This window comes from Candidatus Poriferisocius sp., from assembly GCF_965219815.1.
Taxonomy (GTDB): Bacteria; Actinomycetota; Acidimicrobiia; order Acidimicrobiales; family Bin134; genus Poriferisocius.
Genome location: NZ_OZ244791.1, coordinates 494,519 through 510,131, shown reverse-complemented (window position 1 = coordinate 510,131; position 15,613 = coordinate 494,519). Strand labels below are relative to the sequence as shown.

General features: G+C 60.7%; 17 protein-coding genes. 9 read left to right on the top strand and 8 right to left on the bottom strand.

The annotated features are described in order from the left end of the window. Positions 1–39: 39 nt before the first annotated feature. Positions 40–1,458, bottom strand: coding sequence for a chromosomal replication initiator protein DnaA (gene dnaA, locus ACOQPI_RS02450; RefSeq protein WP_420618132.1), 1,419 nt, complete (start codon positions 1,456–1,458; stop codon positions 40–42). A 308-nt stretch (positions 1,459–1,766) separates the two neighbouring features. Between dnaA and rpmH the strand changes: the two genes are divergently transcribed. The 8 genes from rpmH (at position 1,767) to ACOQPI_RS02410 (ending at position 7,176) form a co-directional block, all read left to right on the top strand. Next, positions 1,767–1,901 carry a 50S ribosomal protein L34 gene (gene rpmH / locus ACOQPI_RS02445; RefSeq protein WP_419844918.1) on the top strand — a complete coding sequence of 45 codons (135 nt, stop codon included), beginning with the start codon at positions 1,767–1,769 and terminating at the stop codon, positions 1,899–1,901. Continuing rightward, positions 1,898–2,242, top strand: coding sequence for a ribonuclease P protein component (locus ACOQPI_RS02440; RefSeq protein ID WP_420620973.1), 345 nt, complete (start codon positions 1,898–1,900; stop codon positions 2,240–2,242). The genes rpmH and ACOQPI_RS02440 overlap by 4 nt, the downstream gene beginning before the upstream one ends. Continuing rightward, on the top strand, positions 2,209–2,595 hold the full coding sequence (yidD, locus tag ACOQPI_RS02435) for a membrane protein insertion efficiency factor YidD (RefSeq protein ID WP_420618131.1): 387 nt from the start codon (positions 2,209–2,211) through the stop codon (positions 2,593–2,595). The genes ACOQPI_RS02440 and yidD overlap by 34 nt, the downstream gene beginning before the upstream one ends. Further along, the gene (locus ACOQPI_RS02430; protein WP_420618130.1) at positions 2,588–3,841 is read left to right on the top strand and encodes a YidC/Oxa1 family membrane protein insertase; all 1,254 of its coding nucleotides are present in this window, start codon (positions 2,588–2,590) and stop codon (positions 3,839–3,841) included. The genes yidD and ACOQPI_RS02430 overlap by 8 nt, the downstream gene beginning before the upstream one ends. Before the next feature lie 2 nt (positions 3,842–3,843). Beyond that, complete coding sequence (gene jag / locus ACOQPI_RS02425) at positions 3,844–4,854, top strand: RNA-binding cell elongation regulator Jag/EloR (RefSeq protein ID WP_420618129.1); 1,011 nt, start codon at positions 3,844–3,846, stop codon at positions 4,852–4,854. 15 nt (positions 4,855–4,869) lie between these two features. Further along, complete coding sequence (locus tag ACOQPI_RS02420; RefSeq protein ID WP_420618128.1) at positions 4,870–5,427, top strand: 16S rRNA (guanine(527)-N(7))-methyltransferase RsmG; 558 nt, start codon at positions 4,870–4,872, stop codon at positions 5,425–5,427. 89 nt (positions 5,428–5,516) lie between these two features. Further along, a complete protein-coding gene (locus ACOQPI_RS02415; protein ID WP_420618127.1) occupies positions 5,517–6,323 on the top strand; it encodes a ParA family protein in 807 nt (268 codons plus the stop codon). Then, complete coding sequence (locus ACOQPI_RS02410; protein WP_420618126.1) at positions 6,298–7,176, top strand: ParB/RepB/Spo0J family partition protein; 879 nt, start codon at positions 6,298–6,300, stop codon at positions 7,174–7,176. The genes ACOQPI_RS02415 and ACOQPI_RS02410 overlap by 26 nt, the downstream gene beginning before the upstream one ends. Here ACOQPI_RS02410 and ACOQPI_RS02405 read toward each other — a convergent pair whose 3' ends face one another. From ACOQPI_RS02405 to ACOQPI_RS02380, 6 genes are all read right to left on the bottom strand, one after another. After that, positions 7,177–8,157 carry a peptidoglycan-binding protein gene (locus ACOQPI_RS02405; protein ID WP_420618125.1) on the bottom strand — a complete coding sequence of 327 codons (981 nt, stop codon included), beginning with the start codon at positions 8,155–8,157 and terminating at the stop codon, positions 7,177–7,179. Between the two features lie 45 nt (positions 8,158–8,202). After that, positions 8,203–8,532: a thioredoxin gene (gene trxA, locus ACOQPI_RS02400; RefSeq protein WP_420618124.1), complete on the bottom strand. Its 330-nt coding sequence runs from the start codon at positions 8,530–8,532 to the stop codon at positions 8,203–8,205. 62 nt (positions 8,533–8,594) lie between these two features. Further along, a complete protein-coding gene (trxB, locus tag ACOQPI_RS02395; protein ID WP_420618123.1) occupies positions 8,595–9,572 on the bottom strand; it encodes a thioredoxin-disulfide reductase in 978 nt (325 codons plus the stop codon). Then, positions 9,569–9,898, bottom strand: coding sequence for a hypothetical protein (locus tag ACOQPI_RS02390; protein ID WP_420618122.1), 330 nt, complete (start codon positions 9,896–9,898; stop codon positions 9,569–9,571). The genes trxB and ACOQPI_RS02390 overlap by 4 nt, the downstream gene beginning before the upstream one ends. Positions 9,899–9,958: 60 nt before the next feature. After that, entirely contained in the window at positions 9,959–10,981 is a 1,023-nt protein-coding gene (locus ACOQPI_RS02385) for a hypothetical protein (RefSeq protein WP_420618121.1), read from the bottom strand. Further along, the gene (locus tag ACOQPI_RS02380) at positions 10,978–11,523 is read right to left on the bottom strand and encodes an RNA polymerase sigma factor (protein ID WP_420618120.1); all 546 of its coding nucleotides are present in this window, start codon (positions 11,521–11,523) and stop codon (positions 10,978–10,980) included. Before ACOQPI_RS02380 ends, ACOQPI_RS02385 begins: the two co-directional genes overlap by 4 nt. 147 nt (positions 11,524–11,670) lie before the next feature. Between ACOQPI_RS02380 and ACOQPI_RS02375 the strand changes: the two genes are divergently transcribed. Continuing rightward, complete coding sequence (locus tag ACOQPI_RS02375; RefSeq protein ID WP_420618119.1) at positions 11,671–13,044, top strand: DUF4349 domain-containing protein; 1,374 nt, start codon at positions 11,671–11,673, stop codon at positions 13,042–13,044. Here the strand turns inward: ACOQPI_RS02375 and ACOQPI_RS02370 are convergent. Next, positions 13,041–14,894, bottom strand: coding sequence for an AfsR/SARP family transcriptional regulator (locus ACOQPI_RS02370; RefSeq protein ID WP_420618118.1), 1,854 nt, complete (start codon positions 14,892–14,894; stop codon positions 13,041–13,043). The genes ACOQPI_RS02375 and ACOQPI_RS02370 overlap by 4 nt on opposite strands. Positions 14,895–15,613 lie beyond the last annotated feature (719 nt).

The window sequence follows — 15,613 nt, the reverse complement described above, 5'->3', positions numbered from 1 at the left end:
TCCCCAAGTTGCTCCACTTGCGTTCCCCATTGCTTGGGTTCAAGCATTCTTGATCTTTTGAATGAGCTCATTGATCTGGTTGAATGTCTCCGGCTGCTCGGCCATCTGCTTCGTGATCTTCTGCACCGCGTGAATGGCTGTGGTGTGGTCTCGACCTCCAAAGACGCGTGCAATGTCGGGGTAACTTAGTTCGGTCAACTCTCGAAATACGTACATTGAGACCTGTCGGGCCTTCACCAGGGGTCGCTGTCGCCGTGGGCCGACGATGTCTTCGACACAGAACGCGAAGAGATCAGCAGTCGCCTTCAAAATCACATCGGCCGTCACCGGCTGTGGTTCACGGCGTGTCGTGATGTCTCGAAGAATAAATTTAGCTAGTTCAAGGTCAAGATGCTTGTCGTTAAAGCTGGCATATGCCGTAACTCGGGTAAGAGCTCCTTCTAGTTCTCGAATGTTATCCTTGATGTTGCTGGCGATGAATGTAAGAACGTCATTATTGATGGCGAAATCGGATTGCTCAGCTTTCTTTCGGAGAATTGCCAACCGAGTTTCAATGTCGGGAGGCTGAATATCTGTGAGTAAGCCCATCTTGAATCGGCTTGTCATCCGATCTTCAAGTGTTGCTATGGCATCTGGTGGTCGATCACTCGTTAGAACAATCTGCTTGTTCACTTCATGCAGAGAGTTGAATGTGTGAAAGAATTCTTCTTGGAGGCCTTCTTTGCCTTCAAGAAATTGAATGTCATCGACAAGAAGCACGTCCACGTCTCTATAGATTTTTTTGAATTCACTTCGGGTGTTTGTTCGGATTGCATCTACAAATTGATTGAGAAAAGTTTCAGTGGAGACATAAACGATTCTCTTGATTGGATGACGTTGATCATCCACGTAGTGACTCTTGACATAATGGCCGATGGCTTGGAGTAGGTGCGTCTTGCCAAGGCCGGCATGACCATGAATGAAGAGCGGATTATACGACTTACCAGGGGTTTCAGCCACCGAGAGGGCAGCTGCCAGGGCAAAGCGATTGGATGGCCCCGTGACAAACTTGTCGAACACGTAGTTTGGATGGAGAGCAGTCGTTGTTCGACTTATTGAAGTAGAGCTTGCCATTTCTGGCATGGCCACAGGTGGAGAAGCAACGGAGACGTGGTCATCGTCATCGTTCGAACTTTGCTCTGTGCTGATCTTCAGTGTGATATGAGTGGCATTCGAACTAGCTAGTGCGTTTCTCAATACCTCAAAGTACTCACCTTCAAGTCGGTCTTTAATGATGGTACTTGGAACGGTTAATTCGAGAATGTCTTCTTCAAGAGAGGTTGCTTTTGCCGGATTGAATGTCGATTGCCAGACGGCATCAGGAACTTGAGCACGAATACTGCTTTCGAAGGAAGACCAGAGAAATGTTGCAGACACCATTTTGTTGGCAACTCCAAAAAAGTGACAAGCAGTATCCACAAATGTGCATAAGCTGTGGATAACTTGCGGTCCTATTGCTTTGCCCAACCAAGTTGGCACCGCCTCGACTGGAATTCAGGACTGTAGCACCTCTTATCTATTCATGCACGGGCGTCTGGGTAGTTTTCGCAGGTCAGAGGCTTGTGTTGAAATAGTTGTCATTGTCGCTCAGGTGGCAATTGTGGCGGTGTCCGCGGCATTGGTTGTCGTGGCCCTGGGCAAGGCCGTAGCGTAGGGAAGACGCCGGGAAACGGGAGGCGCTTGTAGGGCGGTCCCACGACGACGGCACCCCGGCCTTGGAGGAAGTTGTGAAGCGCACGTATCAGCCGAATGTGCAACGCCGAGCACGGCGCCACGGGTTTCGGCATCGGATGATGACAAGAAGTGGGCGGGCGATCATCAATGCTCGTCGGCGCCGCGGCCGCAAGAGGCTGTCGGCCTGATTGAGCGGCTCCGGGGACGCTCCGCGTTCGCGCGGCTCAGGGCTGATGGTGTTCGTGCTGACCATGGGTTGCTTTGGGTTCGGTTCCTTTCCGACCCCTCCCTCAACGCGGCCCGGGTGGCATACGCACTGCCTCGTCAGGCGGGCCCTGCGGTGATTCGGAACAAGGTCCGCCGGCGCTTACGGGAGATCGTCAGAGGCCTCGATCAGGAGAGCCCGAGTGGTTTGCCGACAGGTCTCTACCTCATCGGCACGAAGCGGGGCGCGGCACAGTTTTCTTACGTTGACCTGCGGATTTCCCTGGAGGCATGCTTGGCCAAGTTGGAGCGAACGGAGCCATGAGCTCGGTAGACAACCGGAACAGGCGTGTGGAGATGAGCATGGCGGCCCGAGCCGTCAAAGGCCTGATCACGGGATATCAGCGGGCTACCGACCATCGTCCAAGCCCATGCCGGTACGTTCCGAGCTGTTCCTACTATGCGTTGGAAGCGGTGGAGGTGCATGGTGCGGCCTCGGGAGTTTGGCTGGGTCTGCGCCGCCTGCTCCGGTGTCGGCCTGGAGCGCCATCGGGGTGGGATCCCGTGCCTGACGAAAACGGCCGACTGGCCCCGGATCCCACGCTTCAGCCACTTGGTTCATGCGAGGTTTCTCGAGGATCCGGCGTCGCTTCCAGCAAGGCGGTGACCCGTGTTTGACTCGGTGTTCGACGGGCTGTTCGACGGTCTCGCCTGGCTGCTGGCGGTGTACTACACGCTGGGAGAGAGCTACGGCATCGCCATCATGCTGTTCACGCTCACGGTGATGCTGATTTTGACCCCGCTCACGTTCTACACCACGCGGTCGATGCTTCGAATGCAAACCCTCCAGCCCGAGGTCAAGAAGATCCAAGCGAAATACCAAGGCGACCGCCAGCGGATGAACGAAGAGATGATGCGCCTGTACCAGGCCAACAACGTGAATCCTCTGGGCAGCTGCCTCCCCATACTCGCTCAGCTTCCAGTATTCTTCGTCCTTTTCCGACTAATCCGAGGATTGACACGACGAGTCAGTGATTTAGGGTCTTACTTTGGCTGGCGAGCTACGCCACGCAATGACCGCGTTGCCGACCCTCCTGATTTTGCCGAGCGAACCTTCAACCCGGAGTACTTGGCCGCTGATTCGGATTTGCGGGTCGCACTTGAAAGCTCCACAGAAATGAACTTCCTGGGCACGGACCTGTCGATCAGTCTCCTGGATGCATTCCGAGACTCTTTTTCCACCGCGCTGCCCTTCTTGTTGCTGATCGTCTTGATCGGTGTTTCCAGCTATGTCCAGCAGCGCCAGATCGCCGGCCGTCGCGACCCTGATACGCCGATCAACCCCCAGCAGCAGATGATCATGAAGGTCATGCCCTGGTTCTTGCCGATCATCTCGATCGGGTTCCCGGCCGGTCTGAACTTGTACTTTGTGAGCTCGAACATCGTCCGGGTGGGTCAGCAAGCAGTCATCACCCGTCGAATCTACCGGCCCCATCAAGAGCGCCAAGCCCTTGTAGAAAGTACCGAGGACGATGGGGAGGAAGAGCCCATGGAGCCCGTGGAGCCCGAACCTCAACCGTTGACCCGCTCCCGCACGCCAGTGGCGGATCATGGCAGTCGGCGGCCCACATCGAGGACTCCGCCGAAGAGGCGCCCAGACAGTCGCCGCACCACACCCACCTCCCCTGGTCAGCGGACGCCGCCTCGGGTAGCAAAAGAGCCTGGGAGCAAGGAGGCTGGGAGCAAGGAGGCTGGGAGCAAGGACGCCAAAGCAAGGGACGCGAAGGGATCAGGGACAAAGTCCAGTAGCAAGAAGTCGTCAGACACAACGCCACAGCAGCGCCACACGAGCCGAACCACCCAGAAGGGTCAACAGTCACATCCCACGGATCGTCGGCGCCAGCGGAAAAAGAGGAGAAAGTAGCCATGGAGTGGCTTGAAGTCACCGGCAAGACCATTGCCCAAGCGGAGGAAGCAGCTCTGGATCGGTTGGGAGTGGACCGCAGCGAAGCCGAGTTCTCCGTTGTCGATGAGCCCAAGTCTGCGCTCTTGGGATTTCGAAAGACGGAGGCTCGGATCAGAGCGCGAGTTCGCCCCGTGCTGCCGCGCGAGAAAAGGAATCGAAACCGCCGCCCGGCCAACAATAGAGACCGGGGTCGAAATGGTGGTCGCCGGCCATCCCAGAATAGAGATCGGGCCCAGAACAGAGATAGAGGGGGGAATCGGAACCGCAATCCTGAGCGGGGTAATTTGGGGCAAGACAACAATCGGGCCAATCAAGGCGGCAACAGCCGGGGCGGTCAAGGCCAGAAACGGGAGTCCCGAGCGTCGGCTGGCGAACAAGCTTCACGCCAGGAGCAGAGGAAGTCTCAGAATTCGAATAAGAACAACAGGGGGGCTCGAGAGAGCCGTCCAACCAATGTCCAAGAGGGGAAAAAAGTGAGAGAGAGCAAATCAATGGAAGATGCGATGAGTTTGGAAGAGCAGAGCACCCTAGTAGTGGAGTTTCTCGACGGGCTGTTGGATGCCTTCGAGCTAGACGCCGAGGTGTCCGCGGAGCGGGTAGACGATGAGACCATGGAAATGCAGGTGGAGAACATCCAAGGCGTGGGGTTGCTCATCGGACCCAAAGGAAACACACTGCGAGCGGTTGAGGACTTGTCTCGCATGTTGGTGCAGAGGAAGTCGGACGGGAATTGCGAAGGGCGAATCCGAGTTGACATCGGTGGATACCGAGAGCGTCGACGGGCGGCCCTGGAGTCCTTCTGTGAGAAAATTGCCTCGGAAGTAAGAGACACCGGCGCTGAGCGTCCTCTCGAGCCGATGAACGCGGCGGACCGCAAGGTAGTCCACGACGTTGTCGCCGAGATCGACGGCGTCAGCACCGTCTCCGAAGGCCAAGAGCCTCGCCGCTGGGTCGTGATCATTCCCGACTGACTTGACCTGATAGACGTGGACCGTGCTGATCGGGCGAAGCTGGCCGATGTACTCGGCCAAGCTCAGGGGCGGGGCTGGATCGGCGGCCGGGGCGTCGACCAGCACATCGAGCACTCCCTGGGGTTTGCCTCAGTAGTTGCCGCAATTCCATTGGCAGCCGTCGACTTGGGGAGCGGCGGGGGCTTGCCGGCTTTGGTGTTGGCCGCGGTCTGGCCTCAATCGAAGTGGACGCTGGTGGAGTCCTCGCTGTCCAGAGCCGCTTTCCTGGAACTGCACTGCGCCCGTCTCGGCTGGTCGGAGCGCGTCGATGTCCTCCATGTGGCCGCTGAGCACCTCGGTGAAGACGAGCAATACCGCGGTCGTGCCGATCTGGTAACCGCCCGCAGCTTCGGCCCACCATCGTCGGTAGTCGAAGCCGCTGCTCCCCTGCTCCGCTCCGGTGGCGAGCTCATAGTCAGCGCCGCCCCCAACCCCACCCCCTGGCCCTCAGACATGCTGGCCAAACAGGGTATGGCCCCCGACCGCCTAACCCAATCCCCCCCAAGATTCCACCGCTCCATAAGAACAAGCTAAAGACGTTGGATGGCACCCCAAGATGTTTCATGTGAAACATTGACGAGGGGTGCTTGATACGAGGTTGAGGGTGAGGGAGAATCCCCCAAGTGTCTATTGGCGAATTACACCAAGCTCGGTCATGGCGCGTGATCGCGGTTGCCAACCAAAAAGGCGGCGTCGGAAAAACCACGACCACTGTCAACCTCTCGGCGTGCCTTGCTGACAATGGCCACCGAGTGCTGGTGGTCGACCTGGACCCGCAGGCCAACGCCACCACCGGCCTGGGCATCGATCCGTTCTCCGGCGGCGTGTCCACTTACGACGTGCTGCTGCAAAACGGGACCCTGAGGGAGAGCATTGTTGCCACTCAGGTAGAGAACCTCTGGGTGGCGCCGTCCACTTTGGATCTTGCTGGGGCGGAGATAGAGCTTGTGCCGGCGTTCAACCGAGAGCGGAGACTGGATTCTGCCCTGTCTACCGTGTACGGCGAATTCGACTTCGTTTTCATCGACTGCCCTCCATCGTTGGGCTTGCTCACCGTCAACGCCCTGGCTGCTGCTCGTGAGGTGATGGTTCCGATCCAATGCGAGTACTACGCCCTGGAGGGCCTTGGCCAGCTGATGCGGAATATCGAATTGGTTCGCAACAGCCTCAACAGTGATTTGGACATTTCTCTCATCGTGCTCGTGATGTACGACGGTCGCACCAAGCTGTCGGCCCAAGTGGCCTCGGAGATTCGGAGCTACTTTGGCGACAAAGTCTGCCATCAGATGATCCCCCGGAATATCCGCTTGGCAGAAGCGCCGTCGTACGGGGCTCCGGTAACCGTCACTCATCCACGGTCACGAGGAGCGCTGGCCTACCGTGAACTAGCCAAGGAGGTAGCTGATGGCTCGCTCGCCAGGGTTGGGTAGGGGACTCAGTGCCCTCATTTCCGACTCCTCATCGACGTCCGATGGGATGCGCTCAGCTTCGTTCTTGGAGCTCCCCCTTGATGCTATCTCGGTGAATCCGTACCAGCCCCGGGACAAGTTCGACCAGGCGGCATTGAATGTGCTCACAGAGTCGATCCGAGAAGTTGGCGTGCTCCAGCCGGTGCTGGTCCGCCCCAGTGAAGACGGAAAATACGAGCTGATCGCCGGCGAGCGCCGTTGCCGGGCCGCCCGACAGGCGGGACTTGATCGGATTCCCGCGGTTGTCCGCACCGCGGAAAACGCCGATGCCCTCGAGCAAGCCCTCCTGGAGAACCTGCACCGCGAAGACCTGAACGCCATTGAGGAGGCGGCGGCGTGCCACCAGTTGATTGAGGAGTTTGGATTCACCCAGGAGACCGTGGCGAAACGGCTCGGTCGGAGCCGATCGGCAGTGGCGAACACGGTGCGTCTCTTGCAGCTCCCCGACGAGGTCAAAACCATGGTGGTCAACGGCTCACTGTCAGCCGGCCATGCCCGGGCCCTGCTCGGCGTCTCCAACGAGAAGCGCTTGATCAAGCTGGCCAAGAAAGCAGTGGCAGACGGCCTGACAGTGCGAATGGTTGAACAAGAGGCCCGGGGCGTAGCTCCGCCGGTCAAAAAACCCAAGCAGCTTTCACAGGGACAGAGCGGCGCTGATAGAGGAGCGGCGGTACTAGAACTGGAGAGCCTGCTGAGCGATCACCTCAGCACCAAGGTGGATGTGACGCTCGGCAAGGGTCAGGGAAAACTGGTGATTAAGTTTGCTGATTTGGATGATCTAGAGCGCATCTATCGAGTGATGCTCCACGCTTAGTTAGGCGGGTTGGGTGGCCCAGCGGGCGAGGCTGCCTTCTATGGAGCGGGCTAGGGGAGAGAGACGGGCTTGCACGAGGCCAGTGGGGCCGACACGGCACTGAACCGCGGTCATACGGGTGTGGCGCAGTACAGGCAACCGCATGCCCCTCACTTCAGCCCCGTCAATGCCCAAGGCGGCGGGGAGCCGTTGTCCCAGAATGCTGGCCAATCGGTGGCCGCCAGGGGAGACAAATCCCTCGGTGGCAAAGTAGGCCACTCGGCACTCCGCTTCTTCTGAGGGGAGCAGTCCCAGGTACACATCCACGGTCAAGCGATTGGCCTCGTCGGCTCGCTCGGCTTCCGGCCAATCGCAAACCTCGCTCACGGTAGCCCCTGATCGACGCAAACCGGTGGCCAACTCTCCCGCCACCGCGGCCATGGTGCTCGTGGATGCGATCATGATGTGCTGTTCGGTCAGCCGTCGAGGTGCCCCCTGGAGCTTGGCCCGCTCTCGAACCGCGGCCACCGTGGCCGGCGTCACTCTGGCCGACATGCGCTGGAGCGAGCCGGTTGTCTCCTCCCCGCACACCGCATCCGCGATCAGACCGCTGTTCACCTGGAATTCTGTGACCGCGCCGGCAGTATTGGGGCCGAAAATGCCGTCTACCCGTCCAGCGTCAAAGCCCAACGAGCCCAGGCGCAGCTGCAACTCGGCCACATCGTCCCCCCGCAGCATCGGCTGGCTCAAGTACAGGTTTCGATCGCCCAGCGACCAGTTGGCCTCTTGCAATGCGTTCCAGGTATGCGGACCGCAGATCCCGTCCACAGTCAGCCCCCGACTGGCTTGGAAATCGGCAACGGCTGCCGCGGTGGAGGCGTCAAAACTCCCGTTTGCTGCCAGCGCGAGGGCGAACCCGGCCGTTGCCAGCCGCTGCTGCAAAAGAGCGACGTCTTCGCTCTCGTCTCCTCGTTTCAAGGTGGGGAGTTGGGTATCGGCCAAAACTGGTGCTCCTGCTACAACCCCCCGCAGCTTATGAGCGAAAAATCAAAAGGCGACTTCGCCGATCTCCTGAAGCAGCTGCTGCTTGCCTTTGGCGCCCACGATCCGCTTGGCCGGCTCTCCGTCTTTGAACACGATCAGCGTGGGAATGCTCATCACCTGGTACCGAAGCGCCACGTCTTGGGCGTCGTCCACGTTGAGCTTGGCCACGTTGATCACGCCAGCCTTTTCAACCGCGATCTCATCGAGGATCGGGGCGATCATCTTGCACGGGCCGCACCACTCGGCCCAGAAATCGACAACAACCGGCAGCTCCGCGCTGCCGATGACCTCATCAAAGGTCTCATTGGTGAGCGTGGTGATGCTCTCGGCCATCTTGGGGGATCCCTTCGGTTGCATCGTTCGAGGAATGGTCAGCCTATCAGCGGATTTCGGGGTTAGCCGTGTCCGGCGGACTCCAGCCACCGCTCAGCGTCGATAGCGGCCATGCAGCCCGAGCCGGCGGCGGTCACTGCCTGGCGGTAGAAGTCGTCTTGCACGTCGCCGCAGGCGAAAACGCCCTCGATCTCGGTGCGGCTGGAGTCGGGCTCGGTCACCAGATACCCGTTCTCCTTACGCTTCAGCTGCCCTTCGAACAGGTCGGTGTTGGGCCGGTGGCCGATGGCGATGAACAGTCCGGTCACGTCCAGCACTGAGGCTTCGCCGGTGACGGTGTTCTGCACCTCGATGCCGGTGAGCTTGTCTTCGCCGTGGATGTCAGTTACCACATTGTTCCACAGAAACTCGATGTGATCGTTGGCGAACGCCCGATCCTGCATGATCTTGGAGGCCCGCAGTTCGTCTCTTCGGTGTATTACCGTGACTTTTGAGGCAAATCGAGTCAAAAAGGTGGCCTCCTCCATGGCGGAGTCGCCCCCGCCCACCACGGCGATGTGCTGGTCTCGGAAGAAGAACCCATCGCAGGTGGCACAAGTGGAAAGGCCGTGGCCGATGAGCCGCTCTTCGGCTTCCAGGCCCAGCATGAGCGACTGGGCGCCGGTGGACACGATCACCGCCCACGCCCGGTAGGTGGGCTCAGGCGCAGCCGGATCGCCCACCCACACGCCGTGGGGCGGTCCCGACAGATCCACCTTCGTGACCTTGTCGGTGAGCATCTCCGCGCCGAATCGCTGAGCCTGCTCTCGGAACTTGATCATCAGTTCTGGGCCCATCACCCCGTCGGGAAAGCCGGGGTAGTTCTCCACGTCGGTGGTGAGCATCAACTGGCCGCCGGGCTGGTCGCTGGTGGACGAGGGCTCGCCTTCGATCACCAGGGGAGCGAGGTTGGCCCGAGCCGAGTAGATGGCCGCGGTGAGCCCCGCCGGACCTGAGCCGACGATGACCACATTGCGGATGTCCTGCTCAGTGGCGGTCATGAAGCTCGCCTCGACCAGGCAATGGCTCCAAGCGACACGAACAGCAAACCGAGGATGCCGTGAGCGGCCCAAGCCCGCCCGGTGGCTATCTCTAGCCCGCGTACCGCCGCGATGATGCCCAGCACCAGCATGATAACCAGGGGAAACACGCCGAAAATGAGGTAGGCCAGTAGGCGGCTGATGTTGATAACCGGCCCGGTGGTCACATCGCGGACCTTGTCCACGGCGTTGACCACGGCATCGGCGGCCTGCTCGGGCCAGTCCTCAGACAGCCCCAGCATGGAAGCAGTGGTTGCTTCGTCTTTCGGCTCAGAGGCTTCAGCCATAGGACTTCAGACTACCGCCGAGGTGTGTCAGATCAGATGTTGGGGGAGAGGGGGCAAGGGCTATTCGAGCCAATTGAGGAAGGTGTGGGAATTGAGCAGTTCGCAATCGGGGGGCGGGGATGTCTCCGTCAATTGCAGATCGTCGCCGTCGAGGTACACCGACACCTGCACTTCCACTTCATCTACCACTGCGTCGAATCGGCTCAGCAGTTCGATTCCCTCGTCCGGGAATAGCGGACAGCCCATGAGGTCGATTGCGGTGGACTCGTCAAGTCTGCTGGTGTCCTGGGCGTCGACGAGGTCTTTGGCCAACAGCATCATGTAGTCGGCGAGATCAGAGGCGGTCTCGAATACCAGGAGCTCCTCTCCTGATGTCGGCACGATGTCCGCCGCTTCATCGGCCATGGCCACCTCCCCGTCGTCTGGTTCCTCGGCAGGGGCTTCCACTGGTTCTGGTTTCTCTTCCGCGTAGCCCTGGTCGTCCATCGGGGCTTCTTCGAGTTCGATGGCCATTTCTTCATCCATCATCTCCTCGGCGGGGGCTTCTGTAGTGAAGACATCATCAGCGTCGTCAGAATCAAAACTCGCAGCCGATTCTTCGGCAGCATCCATGCTCTCGGGTTCGGCGGCAGCAGCGGGCAGTGGCATGTCCTCGGCGTCCGCCGGCGCGTCGGCTTGCACCACGGGGGCGGATGCCATGTCGTCGTCGGCGAATTCGTCTCCTTGCCGCTCAAAGATGGTCACACCCACCGCGGCAATGGCCGCAACCACCGCGGCCGCGGCCAGGATCACTCTGGCCTGAGGGGGGATGGCCCGCAACCGGCGCCGGGCCGTCTCCATCGACACCACCGGGGCCCGGTGATCCAGTGCTCGAGCGATCATCTGGTCTCGCACCTCGTCGGAAGGCACCTCCACCGGGGCACCCACCAGATTTCTGACCGTCCGGAGCTCTTCCACCAGCTCTTGCAGCCGGGGATCGCTCTCCACTAGGGCGGCCTCTTCCGCCGTGGCCTCCCCGTCCAGATAGGCGGAGGCCAGCTCGTCCAGTTGCTCTGGGGTCAGGTCGCCGCGTTCGTCGCTCATGGTCTCTCCCCAGTGTGACGTTGGTCGGGGCCGTCTGGGTTCCCGCGCAGCACTTCCGCCAGACGTCGGCGCCCCCGGGAGATGCGGGACCTCACTGTCCCGGGGGCGATGTTCAGCTCTTCGGCGATCTGCTCATAGCTCAAGCCCACCTGATCGCACAGCACCACCGGCACCCGGAATTCCTCGGGGAGCTGGGCCAAAGCGGCCTCGATGTCCAGGCGATCGCCCACCGTGTCGGCCACCGGCCGCTCGGCCGCCGCCAAGGGCTGCTCTTCCACGGGGGACGGCACCGGGCGTCGGCCCCGCCGTCGCAGCTCGTCCAAACAGGCGTTGGTCACCACCCGGTGCATCCAGGTGGTGAACTTCGACCGACCGTCGAAGCGGTCGATACGCCTCACCAGGGTGATGAGCGCCTCCTGGGTGGCATCGAGGGCGTCGGCCTCGTTGCCGGCCAGCCGCCGGCAAATGGCGTAGATCTTGTTGTAGTGCTGGCGCAGCAGGGCATCAAGGGCGTCTTGGTCGCCTTTCTGGGCCTTTTCCACCAGCTCCGTGTCATCCGCCGCGCCTCTGATTCCCCGAGGGTACCCACCCGCCGCCCCCGGCAGGTTGCACTGTGCCTCTGGCTCGCCGGGAACTAATCCGCTCCGCCCTTCGTCTCAGTTGGCAACGCTCGAAGAGGGAGAAAACCCATGCACGATGCGATCCGCACTTCAACCCGGCCGAAGCGCCGCACCCTGAGCTTCATGCTTCTGGCGTTGTTCAGCGCCTTGTTCCTGTTCTTGGGCGCCTGCAACAACGGAGACGACGACATGGCAGAAGCTTCCGCTCCTGCCGATTTCGATGTCCCGGCGGCCGCGGCCGACGACTCTGGGGAGCGGCTGGCCCGCCCGGAACCCGAAGCAGCAATGGCAGCAGATGACATGGGACCGGCTGAGGAAGAAGACGGCCTCGCCGTTCCCACCGCCCTCACCCCCGCCGATCTGGGCCGCGACATCATCTACACCGCCGAGATCTCAGTGCAGGCCGACGACGTGACCGCGGCCAGCCGAGAAGCGGTGGCCATCGTGCAGGGCCTGGGCGGCATCGTGTTCTCCCAAACCACCCGCACCGAGCCCCTGCCCCGCACCGCCATCACATTCAAGGTGCTGCCCGACAACTTCTCCACCGCCCTCGAACGGCTGGCCGGCGTGGGCAAGCTGGTGGACCAGTCCATCAGCTCCGACGACGTGACCGAGATCATCGTCGATCTGCGGAGCCGCATCATCACCGCCGAGGCCAGCGTGGAGCGGCTGCGGAACTTCCTCCAAGCAGCCACCGATCTCGAAGACGTGGCCGAGCTCGAGCGGGAGCTGCTCGACCGCGAGACCACCCTGGAGCGGCTGCGGGGCCAACTCCGCACCCTGCAAGACCAGGTTGACCTGGCCACCATCACGCTCACCATCACCCAGTCGCCCACCGTGCTGCCCGACACCGGGATCCTGGTCACTGCCTGGGTGTCCGAAGACGCCGACGATCCCTGCCTGGGCGTGCAGAACATCACCGTGGAGCCCGACGCAAAGGTCTACCTCTGTCTGGAAGTGGAGAACACCGGCACCTCGGCCCTCACCGACGTGGAGGTGAGCACCCGCAACCTCCGCCTCAACCTGGACAACTTCCAAACCATCCAGGGCACCTTCAACCGCATCGAGGCCAACGAGCTCATGGCCGCAGTCCTCACCCTCCCCATCGAAGAAGGCCGCCTGACCGGCCGAGTGGCCACCCGAGGCCTGCCCATCGAATTGGAGGTAACCGCCACCCCCATCGACTTCGACGGCACTGCGCTGGATGAGGTGTGGGGCGAGTCGGTGGTGTGGGTGCAGGTGGACACCGACGACGCCCTGCCCGGCTTCGGCGACTCGGTGTCCGACGGCGCCAGCGGCGTGGTGGCCGTGTTCAGCGTGATCCTGATCGTGGTCGGGGTGCTGCTGCCCTTCCTGCCTATCATCGCTGTGATCGCCGCCCTGATCTGGTGGATCCGCCGCCGCAGCCATCAGAAGAAGGAAGAGCAGACCTCCGTCGGCTAGCTGAACACCATGCGGCCCGACATGAGCTTCTCGTACAGTTCCAACAGATCGGCACTGATCAAATCGTCAGCCTCAGGCTGGTCGCTCTCCCGCCGGAGCAAGCCCACCAGTTCGGTCATGATCTGGCGCGCCTCGGTGGGGTTCTCGGCTGCGGCCATCAACCGCCAGCGGTAGCACTCCTCGCAAACGCCCACCAATTGGAGACTGGTCATCACCGCTTGTCGAGCGCCTTGGAAATCGCCGACATCGATGCACCTCTTGGCCAGATCATGAGCCGTGTTGTCCACTAGGCAGTCGATTCGGGTCCGAAGACCGAAGTCGGCCCATCGGTACATGTCTCCAACGCCCCCGGTGAAGGGGGTCCCCCGAACCAGTTCGAGAGCGGTTTGAAGCCGTTCTCGGCCGCGTTCCCCGCTATCGGTGCGGGCGGCGGAGACGAGAGCTTCGAACCTGCCAACATCAGTTCCCACCTCTGTTCGCAGCTGATAAATCCCCTCTGGGCTCACTCTCGGCAAGTAGGGCTCGCCGTCATCATTGACGCCCAGTGCTTTTCGGGCCCGACTCACCGTATTGGCCAGGGTTGACTCAGAAGGAGGATCGTCTGGTGGCCAAATCTGGGTCCTTAACTGGTCTCGGTCAGCTCCCTCAGGGTGGAAGGCCAGGTAGGTCACCAGATCCAGCGCTCGGCGGGAGGTAAACGGTTGCGCAGCGCCGAGAACGTCCACCGATCCCATCACCCGAACTTCAATGTCAACAATCATTGGATCCGGAGAGGAGGGTTTGTTGTTGGGCTTGGCTACTGCCAACACCACGCCCTCGGTGTCCTTTGCCGAGGAGGCCAATTCGGCAAAGGCGGTGACGTCAGAATCAGGCAGGCCGTGAGCTTCTAGCCGAAGGCCGATTGGCTGCAACAGCAGACCATCCTCATCGAATTGGGCTACCCAAGGTGCTCCTTCGAGTCCGTGAGCAACAACGCATACAGATGAACCACATAAATCAAGAAGGCCAAGTGTTTCTTGACGGTGGGGAACCAAGGTCACCAGGGGGTGCCAATAGTCACCGCTGCTTCCGAATCTGCTGCTGAGAGGAAGCGGATGATTTCCAAACAAGGCTTGGTTCTGACGCTGTTGATGCCTGATTCGCTCGATGGCTGAAGCCACATCCGGTACGTATTCGACCCGCTCGAACACGGCCAGCTCTTGACCGAAGCCCACACAGATGACCGTGAGGTCGTCGGCCAAATGACTACTGGCCAGTTGGGTGGCTATAGCGGCGCACAAATCGATGATCGCTCTTGAATCTCCTTCCAGGCTCACCGCCACTAGATGTTCAAGGTTCAACAAACATTCCTTGCCATCGCTCTTGCCAAAGGTGGCCAGGGTGGGGAGCGGTGCCGGTACACCGTCGGCTTCAGCGAGAAGCGGTTCCAGCACTACGTCCTTCGAATAAGTCCAAGTCTTGCTGTCCGTGCTGGTGTGGAATCCGGAAGGCGCTGCCGCAGGAGAGTTGAGGTGGATCGAAACACTGTCCGCATCCAGGGTTACCCCGATGATCTCGGGCGGCGGATCGGCGGCCAGCCGGGAAGACATGACCCGTAAGGCGGCATCCAAGAAGAGAGCGCGGTTGGGATCGGATGCGGCTTGCAATTGCTGATCTAGTTGAACCGCCTTCTGAGAAGGTGGAAGGGGCATTCGACCGTTCGGCAGTCGGCGGCGCTGAGTCCTGCGGAGCCGGGCCAGCACCCAGCCAAGGCTGCTGGCGAACACTCCCAGACCCCCGAGTGTGAACATCACCTGCTTGCTGGAAGCAGATTGTCCGTCGGGCCTGCTCGGTGGGACGTTGGTGGTCACGGTCGCCCTGGCAGTGGTATAGGCAATTGCCCGAGCAGGGAGGTCGGCTGGGTCCGCTGATGGCTGGCCTATCGGTACGTAATGATCGGCTGGCTGGGGCGGTGGTTGGGTTGCCACTGTGGAGTGGTCAGCTGGTTCGGGCGGTGATTGGACAGAAAGTTCAACGATGGTTGGCTCAGGATCATGGCCAGGGATTTGAAGCTGCCATCCGGGCAAGATCACATTGGGGTCTTGGATGATGTTCTGGTTGGACTCGTAGATGTCAACCCATCTGTGGGGGTCGTCGAGATGTTGGTCCGCCAGGTTCCACAGCGTGTCTCCGCTCTGCACCGTTATCAGCAAATCGTCGGATTCAACGAAGGGCTTGCCAAGTAGTGGTGTGTCATCTGAGGCGCTGTACTCACCTGAAGTGGGAGGGCGCGCGTCAGTGGGCAGGACAAGCTCCCACCCTGGTTGTAGTCGAGTTGGATCGGTAAGCGAGCCACCATCTGCTTGCGCCTGTCCATGATTGAGCACGAACACCTCAGTCCATCTGTCTGGATCGCCCAAGTACTGTTCGGCCACCATCTGTAGGCTGTCGCGCCGTTCCACGGTGTGAACCAATGGCTCCGCGTGGAAGGGCTCAATGCTGTGGGGGTTGTCACTGCTGTGAGCGCTCGGGGCATCACTTTGCGCATCGTGGGAGTCAACGTCTAACTCGATTGTTGTCGGGGCAAGGA